This is a genomic window from Pseudomonas sp. AC463 (genome assembly GCF_979253585.1).
Map to the genome: position 1 here is coordinate 222,744 of NZ_CEEDDZ010000002.1, position 17,149 is coordinate 239,892.

At 61.5% G+C, this 17,149-nt stretch carries 12 protein-coding genes; 5 read left to right on the forward strand and 7 right to left on the reverse strand.

The genetic code is table 11. From position 1 onward, the window contains the following. Positions 1-112: 112 nt before the first annotated feature. Complete coding sequence (gene rmf / locus AC0IYH_RS03225) at positions 113-328, reverse strand: ribosome modulation factor (protein ID WP_002553055.1); 216 nt, start codon at positions 326-328, stop codon at positions 113-115. Between the two features lie 532 nt (positions 329-860). On the opposite strand from rmf, the gene rlmKL reads away from it, so the two are divergent. Further along, on the forward strand, positions 861-3,125 hold the full coding sequence (gene rlmKL / locus AC0IYH_RS03230) for a bifunctional 23S rRNA (guanine(2069)-N(7))-methyltransferase RlmK/23S rRNA (guanine(2445)-N(2))-methyltransferase RlmL (RefSeq protein WP_116626060.1): 2,265 nt from the start codon (positions 861-863) through the stop codon (positions 3,123-3,125). Between the two features lie 139 nt (positions 3,126-3,264). Beyond that, entirely contained in the window at positions 3,265-5,664 is a 2,400-nt protein-coding gene (locus AC0IYH_RS03235) for a sensor domain-containing diguanylate cyclase (RefSeq protein WP_471832947.1), read from the forward strand. Between the two features lie 35 nt (positions 5,665-5,699). Here the strand turns inward: AC0IYH_RS03235 and dacB are convergent, their stop codons facing one another. Further along, complete coding sequence (dacB, locus tag AC0IYH_RS03240; protein ID WP_116626062.1) at positions 5,700-7,160, reverse strand: D-alanyl-D-alanine carboxypeptidase/D-alanyl-D-alanine endopeptidase; 1,461 nt, start codon at positions 7,158-7,160, stop codon at positions 5,700-5,702. Positions 7,161-7,396: 236 nt separating this feature from the next. Between dacB and AC0IYH_RS03245 the strand changes: the two genes are divergently transcribed. Continuing rightward, on the forward strand, positions 7,397-7,741 hold the full coding sequence (locus AC0IYH_RS03245) for a YggL family protein (RefSeq protein ID WP_016979277.1): 345 nt from the start codon (positions 7,397-7,399) through the stop codon (positions 7,739-7,741). A 37-nt stretch (positions 7,742-7,778) separates the two neighbouring features. Here AC0IYH_RS03245 and AC0IYH_RS03250 read toward each other — a convergent pair whose 3' ends face one another. Then, on the reverse strand, positions 7,779-8,969 hold the full coding sequence (locus AC0IYH_RS03250) for a benzoate/H(+) symporter BenE family transporter (RefSeq protein ID WP_471832948.1): 1,191 nt from the start codon (positions 8,967-8,969) through the stop codon (positions 7,779-7,781). A gap of 214 nt (positions 8,970-9,183) precedes the next feature. Between AC0IYH_RS03250 and AC0IYH_RS03255 the strand changes: the two genes are divergently transcribed. Next, on the forward strand, positions 9,184-9,948 hold the full coding sequence (locus AC0IYH_RS03255) for a GntR family transcriptional regulator (protein WP_116626064.1): 765 nt from the start codon (positions 9,184-9,186) through the stop codon (positions 9,946-9,948). Between the two features lie 152 nt (positions 9,949-10,100). On the opposite strand, the gene guaD is transcribed toward AC0IYH_RS03255, so the two are convergent. The 4 genes from guaD to xdhA all read right to left on the reverse strand — a co-directional run bounded on the left by guaD (position 10,101) and on the right by xdhA (position 16,209). Continuing rightward, entirely contained in the window at positions 10,101-11,405 is a 1,305-nt protein-coding gene (gene guaD, locus AC0IYH_RS03260) for a guanine deaminase (protein ID WP_471832949.1), read from the reverse strand. 12 nt (positions 11,406-11,417) lie between these two features. Beyond that, entirely contained in the window at positions 11,418-12,257 is an 840-nt protein-coding gene (gene xdhC / locus AC0IYH_RS03265) for a xanthine dehydrogenase accessory protein XdhC (protein WP_471832950.1), read from the reverse strand. A gap of 111 nt (positions 12,258-12,368) precedes the next feature. Further along, positions 12,369-14,768, reverse strand: coding sequence for a xanthine dehydrogenase molybdopterin binding subunit (gene xdhB / locus AC0IYH_RS03270; protein ID WP_471832951.1), 2,400 nt, complete (start codon positions 14,766-14,768; stop codon positions 12,369-12,371). Beyond that, positions 14,761-16,209, reverse strand: coding sequence for a xanthine dehydrogenase small subunit (gene xdhA, locus AC0IYH_RS03275; protein ID WP_122772374.1), 1,449 nt, complete (start codon positions 16,207-16,209; stop codon positions 14,761-14,763). Before xdhA ends, xdhB begins: the two co-directional genes overlap by 8 nt. Before the next feature lie 280 nt (positions 16,210-16,489). Here xdhA and AC0IYH_RS03280 point away from each other — a divergent pair, with 280 nt between their 5' ends. Then, positions 16,490-17,149 carry a GntR family transcriptional regulator gene (locus AC0IYH_RS03280; protein ID WP_116626069.1) on the forward strand — a complete coding sequence of 220 codons (660 nt, stop codon included), beginning with the start codon at positions 16,490-16,492 and terminating at the stop codon, positions 17,147-17,149.

Below are 17,149 nucleotides of genomic sequence, written 5' to 3' on the forward strand. Positions count from 1 at the left end.
AATAAAAAGGGCTCCTTGAAGGAGCCCCTGGGCCGAAGCCCGCCGCCTGGATAGGGCGTGCGTGGTTAAGTCGTTACATATTCATGGTGGTGTCGGAATTAAATGCCCTTGATTAGCCGACGGCGTGAAGTTCGTTGAGTCTGTGGATTCCCGCAGTGCCAGTCATACCGTCCCAGTTGTCGCCGCGTCCTTCTCGCCAGCCGTTGATCCAGGCTTGGCGTACCGACGGTAGAGTAAATGGGCAAAGCTCACGGGATTTGCCATGAACGCCATATTGATATCCGCGTAAAAATGCTCTTTCCAACGGATCACGCTTAAGTCTTCTCATAGGGTGTTTCCCTCACTTGTTGACTGTCTTGATATCCTTCGGCCTCGTCTGGGGCCGGGCAGAGTTTTTCTGCCGTTGGTGGGCTCGCTGCCGGCGTGGCGAGCCTATGTGTCGGCGTCGTTACGGCGCCAACCTGTGTTGAGTTCTAACCAATAGGTCACATGGATTCAATGATCGTTTTGTCATAAGCACGTAACGATAACGATGCTATAGCCATAAGCTGGGATGGCTTTTCGCCCCTTTTATTGGGCAAAGCCAGCTATGATGCACCCTGCAAAGAGGACAGGTTTAATCCTTTAGTGAGAATGCCCGCCTGTTGCAGTCGGTTATTATTCGACGAAGGGTCGGAATATTTCTTTTTGTTGCTTCAAAAATTCACTCTGCCCCGTCAATAAAGGCTCAAGGGCCCGGCAGACGGGGTGGAACGGCACATTCGTGCCACGCGAGCACTCTTCAAGAAAAGTGCTTGATTGAAAACCGAACCGGCGATGCGTCGCCCGTTCATTTATTGCTGAAAAGCCTGGAATGCCCCATGTCGGACCGTTTTGAACTCTTCCTCACCTGCCCCAAGGGCCTCGAAGGCCTGCTGATCGAGGAAGCCGTCGGGCTTGGCCTTGAGGAAGCCCGCGAGCACACCTCGGCCGTGCGCGGCATGGCCGACATGGAAACCGCCTACCGCCTGTGCCTCTGGTCGCGTCTGGCCAACCGAGTGCTGCTGGTGCTCAAGCGCTTCCCGATGAAGGACGCCGAAGACCTCTACCACGGCGTGCTGGATATCGAGTGGGCCGACCACATGGTTCCGGACGGCACCCTCGCTGTGGAATTCAGCGGCCACGGTTCGGGCATCGACAACACTCACTTCGGCGCGCTGAAGGTCAAGGATGCGATTGTCGACAAGCTGCGCACCCCGACCGGCGAACGCCCGTCCATCGACAAGATCAACCCCGACCTGCGCATTCACCTGCGCCTGGACCGTGGCGAAGCGATTCTGTCCCTTGACCTCTCCGGTCACAGCCTGCACCAGCGCGGTTACCGCCTGCAGCAGGGCGCTGCGCCATTGAAGGAAAACCTGGCGGCGGCGATCCTGATCCGCGCCGGCTGGCCGCGCATTGCTGCCGAAGGCGGCGCGCTGACTGACCCGATGTGCGGCGTGGGCACCTTCCTGGTCGAAGGCGCAATGATCGCCGCCGACATGGCACCGAACCTGAACCGCGAACTCTGGGGTTTCACCACCTGGCTCGGTCACGTCCCGGCGCTGTGGAAGAAGTTGCACACCGAAGCGTCGGAACGTGCCGCCATCGGCATGAACAAACCGCCGTTGTGGGTGCGTGGCTACGAAGCTGACCCGCGTCTGATCCAGCCCGCGCGCAACAACATCGAACGCGCAGGCCTGAGCCACTGGATCAAGGTGTACCAGGGCGAAGTCGGCACCTTCGAGCCGCGCCCGGACCAGAACCAGAAAGGCCTGGTGATCTGCAACCCACCCTACGGCGAGCGCCTGGGTGACGAAGCCAGCCTGTTGTACCTCTACCAGAACCTCGGCGAGCGCCTGCGTCAGGCGTGCATGGGCTGGGAAGCGGCGGTGTTCACCGGCGCCCCGGACCTGGGCAAGCGCATGGGCATCCGCAGCCACAAGCAGTATTCGTTCTGGAACGGCGCGTTGCCGTGCAAATTGCTGCTGATCAAGGTCAATCCGGATCAGTTCGTCACCGGCGAGCGCCGCACCCCGGAGCAGCGCCAGGCCGAGCGTGAGCAAGCCGCTTATGACCAGGCCCCGGTCGAGCCGCAAGAGCGCCAGTACAACAAGAACGGTAACCCGATCAAGCCGGCCCCGGCGCCAGTGGTCGAGCAGGCACGCCTGAGCGAAGGCGGGCAGATGTTCGCCAACCGCCTGCAAAAGAACCTCAAGCTGCTGGGCAAGTGGGCCAAGCGTGAAGGCGTGGATTGCTACCGCGTGTACGACGCCGATATGCCGGAATACTCGATGGCCATCGACCTCTACCACGACTGGGTCCACGTGCAGGAATACGCCGCACCCAAGTCCATCGACCCGGAAAAAGCCTCGGCGCGCATGTTCGATGCGCTGGCGGCGATTCCCCAGGCGCTGAACATCGACAAGAGCCGCGTGGTGGTCAAGCGTCGCGAGCGTCAGAGCGGCACCAAGCAGTACGAGCGCCAGAGCGCCCAGGGCAAGTTCACCGAGGTCAGCGAAGGCGGCGTGAAGCTGCTGGTCAACCTCACCGACTACCTGGACACCGGGCTGTTCCTCGATCACCGCCCGATGCGCCTGCGCATCCAGAAGGAAGCCGCCGGCAAGCGTTTCCTCAACCTGTATTGCTACACCGCCACCGCGAGTGTGCACGCAGCCAAGGGCGGCGCGCGCAGCACCACCAGCGTCGACCTGTCCAAGACCTACCTGGACTGGGCCCGCCGCAACTTCTCCCTCAACGGTTTCTCCGACAAGAACCGCCTGGAGCAGGGTGATGTGATGGCGTGGCTGGAGGCCAGCCGCGATGAGTTCGACATGATCTTCATCGACCCGCCGACCTTCTCCAACTCCAAGCGCATGGAAGGCATCTTCGACGTGCAGCGTGACCACGTGCAGTTGCTCGACTTGGCCATGGCCCGCCTGGCACCGGGCGGTGTGCTGTATTTCTCGAACAACTTCCGCAAGTTTGCGCTGGAGGACAACCTCAGCGAACGCTACGCCGTCGAGGAAATCAGCGACAAGACCATCGACCCGGATTTCGCGCGTAACGCGAAGATCCACCGGGCGTGGAAAATCACCGCGCGCTGATCGCCGTAAACAGAAGCCGCAAGCCTGGATTATTCCGGCCTTGCGGCTTTTTTACGCTGGTCAAATAGTGGGACGGTAGCTATAACTAAGGCCTAGCCAAAGTGACACCCCCCGCACGCTGGCGTTGTGAGTGTTGCCTATGCCGTTGCAAGCCGTCCGCCCGAAAATCCTAGGCTTCATCAGTGAGCAGGCGTCGGCTTGGCTGGTGGCATTGGTGGTGTTTCTGGCCGGGTGCGCCCTGACTCTCATCGTCGCCTGGGCGGCCTCCGATCTTTATCAGCAGCAGGTGCGCCAACGCTTTCAGTTGCTGGTCAACGAGCGTTACACCCGCTTGCAGGAGCGCTTCGAAGATCAGGAACAGCGCCTGAACAGCCTGCGGCGTTTCTTCGCCAATTCCGATGAGGTGTCCCGCGAGGAATTCGACGGTTTCGCCCAGCCGTTGTTGCTGCGTGCCCGTGCCTACTCATGGGCGCCCCGAGTGTTTCGCGAGCAGCGCAGTCAATTTGAACAGGACGTATCGCGCCAGCGCGGTACGCCTTTTGTCATTCGTGAATTGAATTCAGCCGGTGAGTTGGCCCCTGCGCCCGAGCGCGAGGAGTACGTGCCGGTCCTCTACAGCCAGACCCAAAGCCTGCTGGGCGCGCCGCTGGGTTTTGACCTGCTGGCCCAGCCGCTGCGGCGCTCGGCCCTGGAGCGTGCGCAAAAGAGCGGCAAGCTGGCGGTGTCGCAACCGATGCAACTGGTCGGCGTAGAACCTGCGTACGCCACCGGCGTATTGCTGGTGGCGCCGGTGAGCAGCTTGCCCACCTCCGGGCAATCGCAGAATGAGCCCTACGGCTATGTGATGGCGGTGATCAGCATGCGCCAGCTGGTGGCTGATGGCTTGCCCAAGCCGGACCGCGACAACCTGGTGATGCAGATTGTCGACACCTCCGACCTGCAAAAACGCGTGCTCTTCGAATCCGCCAATACCGTGGGCGACAGTGACCTCAGCGGCGCGCGGCGCCTCACCCTCGGTGACCATGTGTACGCCCTGAGCCTGCGCCCCAGCCAGGTGTTCGACCAGGCCAACCATTCTTCGCTGGCCACGGTCCTGACCATGGGCGGCTTGCTCAGCCTGTTGCTCAGCGCCTTGCTCTATGTGCTGGTGAGCCAGCGCCAGCGCGCGTTGAAACTGGTGGAGCAGCGCACCCTGCAGCTGCGCCAGCGCGAGCAGGAGCTGCGCGGCGCCCACGGCCAGTTGCGCAGTGTGCTGAACGCCGCCACCCAGGTCGCGATCATTGCCACCGACCTGCGCGGCGTCATCAACACCTTCAATGCCGGTGCAGAGCGGATGCTCGGCTTCAAGGCCGAGCAGGTGGTGGGCAAGTTGACCCTCGAAAGCCTGCATCAGCCCTCGGAGCTGGAGGCGCGTTCCGCCAGCCTGAGTGTGGCCTTGGGCAAACGCATCCCGGCGAGCCAGGCGATGCTGGTAGAGAGCCCAGACAACCTGCACGAAGCCCGTGAGTGGAGCCTGATCCGCCAGGATCGCAGCCAGTTGACCGTGAACATGCTGGCCACCGTGTTGCTCGACGACCATGGTTTGTGGATCGGCCACCTGGCCATTTACCTGGACATTACCGAGCAGAAACGCGCCTACGAGGCCCTGGCGGCCCGCGACCGCCTGCTCAAGAAACTCAGCGCCCATGTGCCCGGCGGGATCTTCCAGTTCACCCTGGAGCCCCAGGACAACTGGCGCTTTATCTACGCCAGCGACGGCATGCGCGACATCTATGAAATCGAAACCGGCGTGTTGCAACAGGATGCAGCCAAGGTTTTCGAGCGTATTCACCCACTGGACGCGGAGCGGGTACGCGCGTCGATTCGCTTGTCGGCGTTGCAGTTGAGCCATTGGCGCGAAGAGTATCGGGTGCTGTTGCCGCAACGCGGCCTGCGCTGGATTCGCGGCGAGGCCACCCCGGAAGAGTTACCGGGCGGCGGTACGTTGTGGCATGGCTATGTGTCGGATATTTCCGATCTCAAGCGTGTGGAAGAAGAGCTGCGTGCGCTGTCCATCACCGACTCCCTGACCGGGATCCACAACCGCCGCTATTTCCAGGATCGCCTCAAGGCCGAGATGGTGCGGCTCAACCGTACCTCGGGGGCGCTATCGGTGATCATGCTCGATATCGATCACTTCAAGCGAATCAACGACCAGCATGGGCATGCGGTCGGCGACGGAGTGCTGCAGGAGTTGTGCAAGCGCATCAGCCTGCGCCTGCGCCGCACCGATGTGTTCTGCCGCCTGGGGGGCGAAGAGTTTATGGTGCTGTGCCCCAACACCGACGGCGAACACGCCTATAGCCTGGCGATGGAGTTGTGGCAGTCGCTGCGCAACGCGCCGATGGAGCCGGTGGGCATCGTCACCGCCAGTTTTGGCGTGGCCAGCTGGCGGGTTGACGAAGGCATCGATGGGTTGCTGCTGCGCGCCGACTCGGCGGTGTATGTGGCCAAGCAGGCGGGCAGGGATCGGGTGGAATCAGAACGCTTGCGGGCTTAACTGTGGGAGGGGGCAAGCCCCCTCCCACATTGGTATTAGAGCACCGGTGCTGCAGCAGCTACTTTCGGCTGGCGATACAGGTCCAGCAGCACCTGGTCCAGCACCGACGAGGCACCCCATGGCTTCGGATCATTGAGGATCGCCACCACCGCCCAGGTGTTGCCATTATTGTCACGGCTGAAGCCGGCAATCGCCCGCACGGTGTTCAAGGTGCCGGTCTTCACGTGGGCTTCACCGCGCATGGCGGTGGTCTTCAGGCGTTTGCGCATGGTGCCGTCGGTGCCGGCAATCGGCATCGAGCTGATGTATTCGGCGGCGTACGGGCTCTTCCACGCAGCTTGCAGCATGGCCGCCATTTCGCGGGCGCTGACTCGTTCGGCGCGGGACAGGCCGGAGCCGTTTTCCATCACCAGGTGCGGCGCGGTGATGCCTTTTTTCGCCAGCCACTGGCGCACCACGCGTTGCGCGGCCTTGGCATCGTCGCCGTCGGCATCGTTGCGGAACTGCGCGCCCAGGCTCAGGAACAGCTGCTGGGCCATGGTGTTGTTACTGTATTTGTTGATGTCGCGGATGATTTCCGCCAGGTCCGGCGAAAACGCACGGGCCAGTACCTTGGCGTCCTTGGGCACCGGCGCCTGGATATCACGGCCCTGGATGCTGCCGCCCAACTCCTGCCAGATCGCCCGAACGGCGCCGGCGGTGTAGGTCGCGTGGTCCAGCAGCGACAGATAGGTCTGCGAGCTGCAGCCCTCGGCCAACTGGCCGCTGACGGTGACTGTCACGCTGCCATCGGCGGCGGTGACCGGGTTGTAGCGCACGTCGCCGGTGCATTGCTTGGCGGCTGACACCTTGACCTGGTTGTCGATGCGGATACTGGCGATTGGCGGCTCGACCGACACGATCACCCGGCCTGAGTCGTTACGGGTGACGAAACGCAAGGCCTTGAGGTTAACCAACAGGGCGTCGGGCTTGACCAGGAACGGTTTGTTCTCGTCATTGCCGTCGTCATTGAACTCGGGCAACTGCGGCTGGTTGAAGAAACTGCGGTCCAGCACCAGGTCGCCGGTCACTTGCTGCACGCCGTTGGCGCGCAGGTCGCGCATCAGCAGCCAGAGTTTTTCCATGTTCAGCTTGGGGTCGCCGCCGCCCTTGAGGTAAAGGTTGCCGTGCAACACGCCACCGCTGAGGGTGCCGTCGGTGTAGAACTCGGTTTTCCACTGGTGGTTGGGGCCGAGCATTTCCAGGGCCGCATAGGTGGTGACCAGCTTCATGGTCGAAGCCGGGTTTACCGAGACATCAGCGTTGAAAACGGTGGGGGTACCGGGGCCGTTCAGGGGGATCATCACCAGGGACAGCGCGGTGTTTTGCAGCTTGGCTTTGGCAAGTGCCTGCGCAACGTTGGGCGGCAGGGTGTTATTGACTGGGGCAGCGGAGGTGGAAAAGGCCAGTGGCAGAAGAAAACCGGCAAGGACTACAGAGCGCAAAGATTTGATCATAAGAAGTAAGACCCTACTGCTGAGAAGGGTGAAAAAGGCGAGGGGTATGTAGGAAAATCCCTCATTGGTCATGAAAGTGTCGGCATTATGCCCCAAGGTGGGGCCACTTGTAGCTGAACGATAGCCGGAAATCGGCGTTTTTTTGCAGGCCAAGTGCCGCCTGTCCCAGAGAGTCGGGCAATTGCCGCCTTAAACTGCTAAAGTGCCGCCCGTTATTACTTATGAGGATTGTTCCAATGGCGACTAACCGTTCCCAGCGTCTGCGCAAAAAACTGTGCGTTGATGAATTTCAAGAGCTGGGTTTCGAACTGAACCTGGACTTCAACGAAGGCCTGAGTGAAGAAGCTATCGACGCTTTCCTCGAAGCATTCATCAAAGAAGCCATGGAAGCCAACGGCCTGGGCTATGTTGGCGGCGATGACTTCGGTCTGGTTTGCCTGCAGAAGCGTGGCTCGGTTTCCGAAGAGCAGCGCGCTGCTGTTGAAGCCTGGCTGAAAACCCGTTCCGAGCTGACCAAGGCTGAAGTAAGCCCGTTGCTGGACGTGTGGTATCCGGAAAAGCCGATCAACGCGGCTAAGTGATACTGAAAAAAACGGCGACCTGAGGGTCGCCGTTTTTTTATGCCTTGCGCCAGTTCAGAATCAGCAGCGTCAACACCCCCGCCACAATCCCCCAGAACGCCGACCCGATGGAAAACAGGGTCAAGCCAGACGCAGTGACCATAAAGGTGATCAGCGCCGCTTCGCGTTCCTTCGGCTCATTCATGGCGATGCTCAAGCCATTGATGATCGAGCCAAACAACGCCAACGCCGCAATCGACAGCACCAGTTCCTTGGGCAACGCTGCGAACAGGGCCGCCAAGGTGGCGCCGAACACCCCGGCAATCCCGTAGAACACCCCGCACCACACCGCTGCGGTGTAGCGTTTGTTGCGGTCTTCATGGGCGTGGGGCCCGGTGCAGATGGCCGCGCTGATCGCCGCCAGGTTGATGCCGTGGGAGCCAAAGGGCGCCAGCACCAGCGAGGCCAGGCCGGTGCTGGTGATCAGCGGCGAGGCCGGCACGGTATAGCCGTCGGCGCGCAATACGGCAACGCCGGGCATGTTCTGCGAGGTCATCGCCACCACAAATAGCGGGATGCCAATGCTGATGGTCGCCGCCAGGGAGAAGTGCGGCGTGGTCCACACCGGCGTGGCCACTTCCAGGTGAAAACCACTGAAATCCAGCAAGCCCATCAGCCCAGACAGCGCGGTGCCGATCAGCAGCGCAGCCAGCACTGCATAACGCGGCGACAGGCGCTTGATGATCAGGTAGGTGAAAAACATTCCCAGCACCAGGCCGGTACGGTGCTGCGCGGCGACGAATATTTCGCTGCCGATCTTGAACAGAATCCCCGCCAGCAACGCCGCCGCCAGTGACGCCGGGATGCGCTTGACCAGTTTTTCGAAGCTGCCGGTCAGCCCGCAGAGCGTCACCAGTACGGCGCAGGTGATGTAGGCGCCGATCGCTTCGCCATAGCTGACGCCGCCCAGGCTGGTGATCAGCAGCGCCGCGCCGGGGGTAGACCAGGCGATGGTGATCGGCGTGCGATAGCGCAGCGACAGGCCGATGCTGCATACCGCCATGCCGATGGAGATCGCCCAGATCCACGAAGAAATCTGCGCCGTGGTCAAGCCGGCGGCCTGGCCGGCCTGGAACATCAGCACCAGGGAGCTGGTGTAGCCGGTCATCATGGCGATAAAACCGGCGACGACGGCTGAGGGCGAAGTGTCGGCCAGCGGGCGCAGGCGCCCTTGGGTGGCGTCGGTCATGAAAAGGTGTTCCTTTAACCAGAGAAGTAGCGGATTCAAGCCTAAACTCAAACCTAACCACTCATTGCAATACAGCCGAGGCCGCAAACAGCCGTACAGTGTGTTGGCGCATTCGGTTGTGTACAATGTGCCCTGTTTTTAGGCGATACTTGCCAGCGACACGCGCTTGCCGTATTACCGTTAATTCGCCGCCGTTCTCCCGACCCGAGTGCCCATGAACGAACAGTTGCAACCTCTCAAGAAACAACCGCGAGCCGGCAAGGCCGGTCGCAGCGGAACCCAGGACGATATCGTCTACGCGCATATCTTCGAGGCCATCCTTGAACAACGCCTGGCGCCCGGAACCAAATTGAGTGAAGAGGCACTGGGCGAAATCTTCGGCGTGAGCCGCACCATCATTCGCCGCGCGTTGTCGCGCCTCGCCCATGAAGGCGTGGTGTTGCTGCGGCCCAATCGCGGTGCGGTAGTCGCCAGCCCGAGTGTCGAGGAGGCGCGTCAGGTCTTCATGGCGCGGCGCCTGGTGGAGCGGGCAATCACCGAATTGGCCGTGCAGCACGCCACCGCCGACCAGTTGGCCGAGCTGCGCCAGATGGTCAACGACGAGCGCGACAGCTTCTCCCGTGGTGATCGCGGTGCGGGCATCCGCCTCTCCGGCGAATTCCATTTGAAGCTCGCCGAAGCGGCCAGGAACGCGCCGCTGATCAGCTTCCAGCGCAGCCTGGTGTCCCAGACCTCGTTGATCATCGCCCAGTACGAAAGCGGCAACCGCTCGCACTGTTCCTACGATGAGCACACCCAGCTGATCGACGCGATCGAAGCGCGGGACGCGGTGCTGGCGGTGGATCTGATGATGCATCACATGGATCACATCGACAGCAAGCTCAACCTCGATGAGGAAGGTGCGTCGGATGATTTGCATGCGGTGTTTTCGCATTTGTTGCAGACCAAGAAGCCGGGTCGTTCGTCCATAAAGTTGTAATTTCCCTGATTCACCTGGGACAAAAATGTGGGAGGGGCGGTGCGACGATTCGACTTGCCCCCGATGGCGGTGGATCAGTCAGCTTATGTATAGCTGACCCACTGCAATCGGGGGCAAGCCCCCTCCCACATTTGTTTGCAGTGTCTTTTAGATCAGCGTTGGTGCACCAGCTGCCCAGCCGCATACGTCTGCAACACCGTCCGGTCATCCCCAAGCGTCATCAACACAAACAACGTCTCGGCAATGTTATTCGCTTGTTTCAAGCGATAGCTCAGCAGCGGCGTAGCGTTGTAATCCAGCACCAAAAAGTCCGCATCTGTGCCCGGTTGCAACGTACCGATCTTGTCTTCCAGCCGCAGCGCCCGCGCACCGCCCAACGTGGCCAAATACAGTGACTTGAACGGGCTCAACCGCGCGCCCTGCAACTGCATGACCTTGTAGGCTTCGTTCAGCGTCTGCAGCAGCGAGAAGCTGGTGCCGCCGCCCACGTCGGTGCCCAGGCCCACATTCAATTTATGCTTCTCAGCCATCGGCAAGTTGAACAAGCCGCTGCCGAGGAAGAAGTTCGAAGTCGGGCAGAACGCCACGGCCGAACCGGTTTGCGCCAGGCGCGCGCATTCGTCGTCGCACAGGTGCACGCCGTGGGCAAACACCGAGCGCTCGCCGAGCAATTTGTAGTGGTCGTACACATCCAGGTAGCCTTTGCGCTCCGGGAACAGCTCCTTGACCCACTCGACTTCCTGCTTGTTCTCACTGATATGGGTCTGCATGTACAGATCCGGGTATTCACCCAGCAGTTGCCCGGCCAATGCCAGTTGCTCCGGCGTGCAGGTGGGGGCGAAGCGCGGCGTAACCGCATAGTGCAGGCGGCCCTTGCCGTGCCAGCGCTCGATCAGCGCCTTGCTTTCCTGGTAACCGGTTTCGGCGGTGTCGGTGAGGTAGTCCGGCGCGTTGCGGTCCATCATCACCTTGCCGGCGATCATGCGCAGGTCGAGTTTCTCGGCCGCTTCGAAGAACGAGTTCACCGACTGCGGGTGTACGCTGCCGAACACCAGCGCGGTGGTGGTGCCGTTGCGCAGCAGTTCCTTGATGAAGATATCCGCGACTTCCTCGGCATGGGCCTTGTCGGCGAACTGGCTTTCACACGGGAAGGTGTAGGTGTTGAGCCAGTCCAGCAACTGCTCGCCATAGGCGCCGACCATACCGGTTTGCGGCAGGTGGATATGGGTGTCGATCAGGCCCGGGGTGATCAGCGCGTCCTGGTAATGGGTCACTTCGATATCGGCCGGCAGGGTCGGCAGCAGGTCGCCGGCATGGCCGACGGCACTGATCTGGCCGTTATCGATCACCAGCAGGCCGTCTTCGAAGTACTCATAAGAGGCTTCGATTCCCACCTCAGCAGGGTCGGCGAGGCTGTGCAGGATGGCGGCACGGTAGGCTTTGCGAGTCAAAGGCATGGTGTTCTCGATTTAGATAGCTTGGCTGCGGCGCGAAGCCACAAGCAGTTTGGCAATCGGTTCGGCGCTGGCGGTGTGCTGGCCGAAATTCGCGTTATAGGTGGCAATGATTTCGCCGGCGATAGAGATGGCGATCTCCACCGGCAGTTTGCCCTTCACCTCGGTGAGGCCCATGGGGCAGCGCATGCGTTGTAATTGCACGGTGTCGAAGCCGCGCTCGCGCAGGCGGTGTTCGAACTTCACGCGTTTGGTCTTCGAGCCGATCAGGCCGAAGTAGGCAAAGTCATTGCGCTTGAGCAGGGCGGCGGTGAGTTCCAGGTCCAGCGCGTGATTGTGGGTCATGACGATGCAGTAACTGCCCACCGGCAGGTCGGCAATTTCATCCACCGGCTCTTCGCTGACGATTTTACGCACGCCCTGGGGAATGTGGTCCGGGAATTCCTGATCGCGCGAATCAATCCAGCGCACCCGGCACGGCAGGCTCGCCAGCAACGGCACCAGCGCACGGCCGACATGGCCGGCGCCAAACACCGCGATCTGCGCCTGCACCTGGCCCATGGGCTCGAACAGCAGCACGGTCACGCCACCGCAGCACTGGCCCAGGCTCGCGCCGAGGCTGAAGCGCTCCAGATGGGTGTTCTGCTGGCCGCGTGCGAGCATGTCGCGGGCGAGCTGCATGGCCTTGAATTCCAGGTGCCCGCCGCCGATGGTGTCGAAGGTCTGCGCGGCGCTGATGACCATCTTGGAGCCGGCATTACGGGGTGTGGAGCCGAGTTCTTCGATGATGGTTACCAGTACGCAGGGTTCGCCCTGGTTTTGCAGGTCGGCGAGGGCGCTGATCCAGTTGTTCATAGTCACCTCTTGTGGTGTCTGTGAGGCCGCTATCGGGGGCAAGCCCCCTCCCACATTTGGAATGAGTTCCCATGTGGGAGGGGGCTTGCCCCCGATGGCAGCGCCTCGGTCCTAAAGCGAAGCCAACTCGGTTTCGGTATCCACAGCCACAGCGGCGGTCAACTTGCGCATCTGCTCACACCCCCACAACACCCGCTCCGGCGTCGCCGGCGCATCAATATTCGGCTGATGGCGATAATCACCGAGGCTCGCCACCGCATCCTTGATCGCACACCACGACGCAATCCCGAGCATGAACGGCGGCTCACCCACGGCCTTGGAATGGAACACCGTGTCTTCCGGGTTCTTGCGGTTTTCCACCAGCTTCACGCGCAAATCCAGCGGCATGTCGGCCACGGCAGGGATCTTGTAGCTGGCCGGGCCGTTGGTCATCAGCTTGCCCTTGTTGTTCCACACCAGCTCTTCCATGGTCAGCCAGCCCATGCCCTGGATGAAACCGCCTTCGACCTGGCCGATGTCGATGGCCGGGTTCAGCGAGGCGCCCACGTCGTGGAGGATGTCGGTGCGCAGCATCTTGTATTCGCCGGTGAGGGTGTCGACGATCACTTCGCAGCAGGCCGCGCCGAAGGCGAAGTAATAGAACGGCCGCCCGCGCGACTGGCTGCGGTCGTAGAAGATTTTCGGGGTTTTATAGAAGCCCGTACTCGACAGCGACACCTGGGCGAAATACGCCTGCTGGATCAACGCCTCAAACGTCAGGATCTGGTCACGCACGCGCACATGGCCGTTGTGGAACTCCACGTCGGCTTCGCTCACGTCGTACTTGCGCGCGGCGAACTCCACCAGGCGTTGCTTGATGGTTTCGGCGGCGTTCTGCGCGGCCTTGCCGTTCAGGTCGGCACCGCTGGAGGCAGCGGTCGGCGAGGTGTTGGGCACCTTATCGGTGTTGGTCGCAGTGATCTGCACGCGGTCGATTTCCACCTGGAACACCTCGGCTACCACCTGCGCGACCTTGGTGTTCAAACCCTGGCCCATCTCGGTGCCGCCGTGGTTCAGATGGATGCTGCCGTCGGTGTAGATATGGATCAGTGCGCCCGCCTGGTTGAGGAAGCTTGCGGTGAACGAAATGCCGAATTTCACCGGCGTCAGCGCCAGGCCTTTTTTCAGGATCGGGCTGTGGGCGTTGTACAGGCGAATCGCTTCGCGGCGCTCGGCGTATTGGCTGCTGGCTTCCAGCTCGGCGGTCATCTCTTCGAGCATGTTGTGCTCGACGGTCTGGTAGTAGTGGGTGACGTTGCGCTCGGTCTTGCCGTAGTAGTTGGCCTTGCGCACGGCCAGCGGGTCCAGCGCCAGGTGGCGGGCGATGGCGTCCATCACTTCCTCGATGGCGACCATGCCTTGCGGACCGCCGAAGCCGCGGTAAGCGGTATTGGACGCGGTGTTGGTCTTGCAGCGATGGCCATTAACCGTGGCGTCGCCCAGGTAATACGAGTTGTCGGCGTGGAACATCGCGCGGTCGACAATCGAGTTCGACAGGTCCGGCGAGCAACCGCAGTTACCGGCCAGCTCCAGGTTGATCCCATGCAGGCGGCCGTTGTCGTCGAAGCCCACGTCGTATTCGATATAGAAGGGGTGGCGCTTGCCGGTCATCAGCATGTCTTCGACGCGCGGCAGGCGCATCTTGGTCGGTTGCCCGGTCAGGCGCGCGACCACCGCACACAGGCACGCGGGGCTGGCGGCCTGGGTTTCCTTGCCGCCGAAACCACCGCCCATGCGGCGCATGTCGACGACGATTTTGTTCATCGACACGTCGAGTACTTCGGCCACCAGTTTCTGCACTTCGGTGGGGTTTTGCGTAGAGCAGTAGACGATCATGCCGCCGTCTTCAGTGGGCATTACCGACGAGATTTGTGTTTCCAGGTAGAAGTGTTCCTGGCCGCCGATATGCAAGGTGCCCTGAATGCGGTTTTTCGCGGTCGCCAGTGCGCCGGCCGAATCACCGCGCTGGTGGGTGTGGCTGTCGAGTACGAAATGCTTGTTGCGGAACGCCTCGACCACATCCAGCACCGGTTCCAGGTCTTCGTATTCGATCACGGCGGCCATGGCGGCCTTGCGCGCGGTTTCGAGGTCGCGGGCGGCCACGGCCAGCACCACCTGGCCAACGAACTGTACGGTGTCGATGGCCAGCAACGGGTCGCCGGGCATCAGTGGGCCAATGTCTTTCAGACCCGGTACGTCTTCGTGGGTGATGGCGATGCGCACGCCTTCGAAGGCGTAGCAGGGCGCGGTGTCGATGCTGAGGATTTTCGCGTGGGCGCGGTCGGACATGCGCGCATACAGGTGCAACTGGTTGGGGAATTCCAGGCGGTCATCGATGTACTGCGCTTCACCGGACACGTGCTTGGCGGCGCTGTCATGCTTGACGCTGCGGCCGACTCCGGAGGTCAGGTCCTGGGCGAACAATTCGGCGAGTTCGGCCTGGGTTTTAACGACGGCGTGATGGTTAGACATAAGCGGTCACCCGAGTCTCGATGTGCGGCGTTTGCAGCTCGATGAAGTATTTGCGCAGCAGGTTCTGGGCGCTGAGCAGGCGGTATTCCTTGCTGGCGCGGAAGTCCGACAGCGGGGTGAAATCTTCGGCCAGGGCAGCGCAGGCTTTTTCTACAGTGGCGGCGTTCCAGGTGGCGCCGACCAGCACAGCCTCGCAACTTTTGGCGCGCTTGGGCGTGGCGGCCATGCCGCCAAAGGCGACGCGGGCTCCGTTGATCACACCGTTTTCGATTTTCAGGTTGAAGGCGGCGCAGACCGCAGAAATATCGTCGTCCAGGCGCTTGGATACCTTGTAGGCGCGGAACAGCGCGTGGCCCTTGGGCACGATGATTTTCTCGATGAATTCACTGTCCTGGCGGGCGGTGACGCGGTAGTCGATGAAGTAGTCTTCCAGCGCCAGGGTGCGGCGGGTATTGCCCTTGCACAGCACGATCTGCGCGCCGAGGGCGATCAGCAGCGGCGGCGAGTCACCGATCGGCGAGGCGTTGCCGATATTGCCGCCCAACGTGCCCTGGTTGCGAATCTGCAGCGAGGCGAAGCGGTGCAGCAGCTCGCCGAAGTCCGGGTATTCGTGGTGCAGCGCGGTGTAGCAGTCGGAGAGGGCGGTGGCGGCGCCGATTTCCAGGCGGTCGTCGAAGTCTTCGATGCGCTTCATTTCTTCAATATTGCCCACGTAGATCATCACCGGCAGCGTGCGGTGGAACTGTGTGACTTCCAGCGCCAGGTCGGTGCCGCCGGCCAGCAGGCGCGCTTGCGGGTAGGCGTCGTAGAGGTCGGCCAGGTCGGCGACGGTGAGCGGCACCAGGCAGCGTTTGTCGCCGCTGTTGAGTTCACCGGTTTGTGTCGGCGCGATGGCTTTGAGGCGAGCGATGGTTTCGGCCTGGCGGCTGTCGAACTGATCCACCGGTTTGTTGCAGCAGGCCTGTTCGGCAGCGGCCAGGATCGGGCGATAACCGGTGCAGCGGCACAGGTTGCCGGCCAGCGCTTCGTGGGCCTTTTGGCTGTCGGGGGCGTCGCTGTTCTTTTGCAGGGCGAACAACGACATCACAAAACCCGGGGTGCAAAAGCCGCATTGCGAACCGTGGCACTCGACCATGGCCTGTTGCACGCTGTGCAGTTGGCCCTGGTGCTTGAGGTCTTCGACGCTGATCAATTGCTTGCCGTGCAGGGACGACACAAAGGTCAGGCACGAATTGAGGCTGCGATAACGAATCTGCTCCGCGCCTTGATCGTCGGTATGCAGCTCGCCGACCACCACGGTGCAGGCGCCGCAGTCGCCGCTGGCGCAGCCTTCCTTGGTACCGGATTTGCCCAGGTGCTCGCGCAAATAGTTGAGCACGGTCAGGTTCGGGTCCAGGACGTGCTCGCTACGGAGTTCCTGGTTGAGTAAAAACTGGATCACGGAAGGCCTCGCAGACTCATTATTGTTGTTAACCGCTTTGCGCCGAATCTAGTCATGTCTGACTTTTCGGTCAATGATTTTCTGACCGGAAGGTCAAGAAATAGCGATTACAACACTTTCAATTATGGTCCAGTCTTCTGAAACCGGTGTTTTTGGCGGCGTGTGGCTTTTCAGCGCTGCTTATTCCGTGCCAAATTCGCCCCTGTGGGCGTAGCGCCATCAGCCAGCCAATGCGCTACACTGCCGCGCTTGTATCGATAGACGATTTTGAAGGGAAAACATGACGTTCAAGGCGCCGGACAGTCTCGCCGAGCAAATTGCTCACCACCTCGCCGAACGTATCATTCGCGGCGATCTCAAGCCTGGGGAGCGGATCCAGGAGCAGAAAGTCACGCTGGCACTCAATGTCAGCCGTGGTTCCGTGCGTGAAGCCTTGCTGATCCTTGAACGCCGCCACCTGATCGCGATCCTGCCGCGCCGTGGCGCCCACGTCACCGAACTCACCGCGCACAAGGTGCAGAGCCTGTGCACGTTGATGAGCGAGCTGTATATCCTGCTCGGCAATGCGGTCGCCGAAGGCTGGCAGACCCAGGTCGACATGGCGCCGTTCGTGCAGATCCAGCAGCGCCTGGTGGCCAATTTCGAGCGCCAGGACATCCGCGCGTTTGTCGAAGAATGCTTCAATGTGATGCGCGCCGCGTACCCCTTTGCCAATAACCCGTACCTGCAGGAAACCGTCGAGAACCTGCAACCGGCGATGAACCGCGCCTATTACCTGGCCCTGGATCAGCGCAAGGCGTCGATGAGCGAATACCTGGCGCTGTTCGAGCAACTGCTCGCCGCCGTGCTCGCCCGTGACGTGCCGCAGATTCGCCAGGTGTTGTCGGCCTACTGCCAGCGCAGTGCCTCGCTGGTGATCGCCGCGTTGGCGGACGCCTAA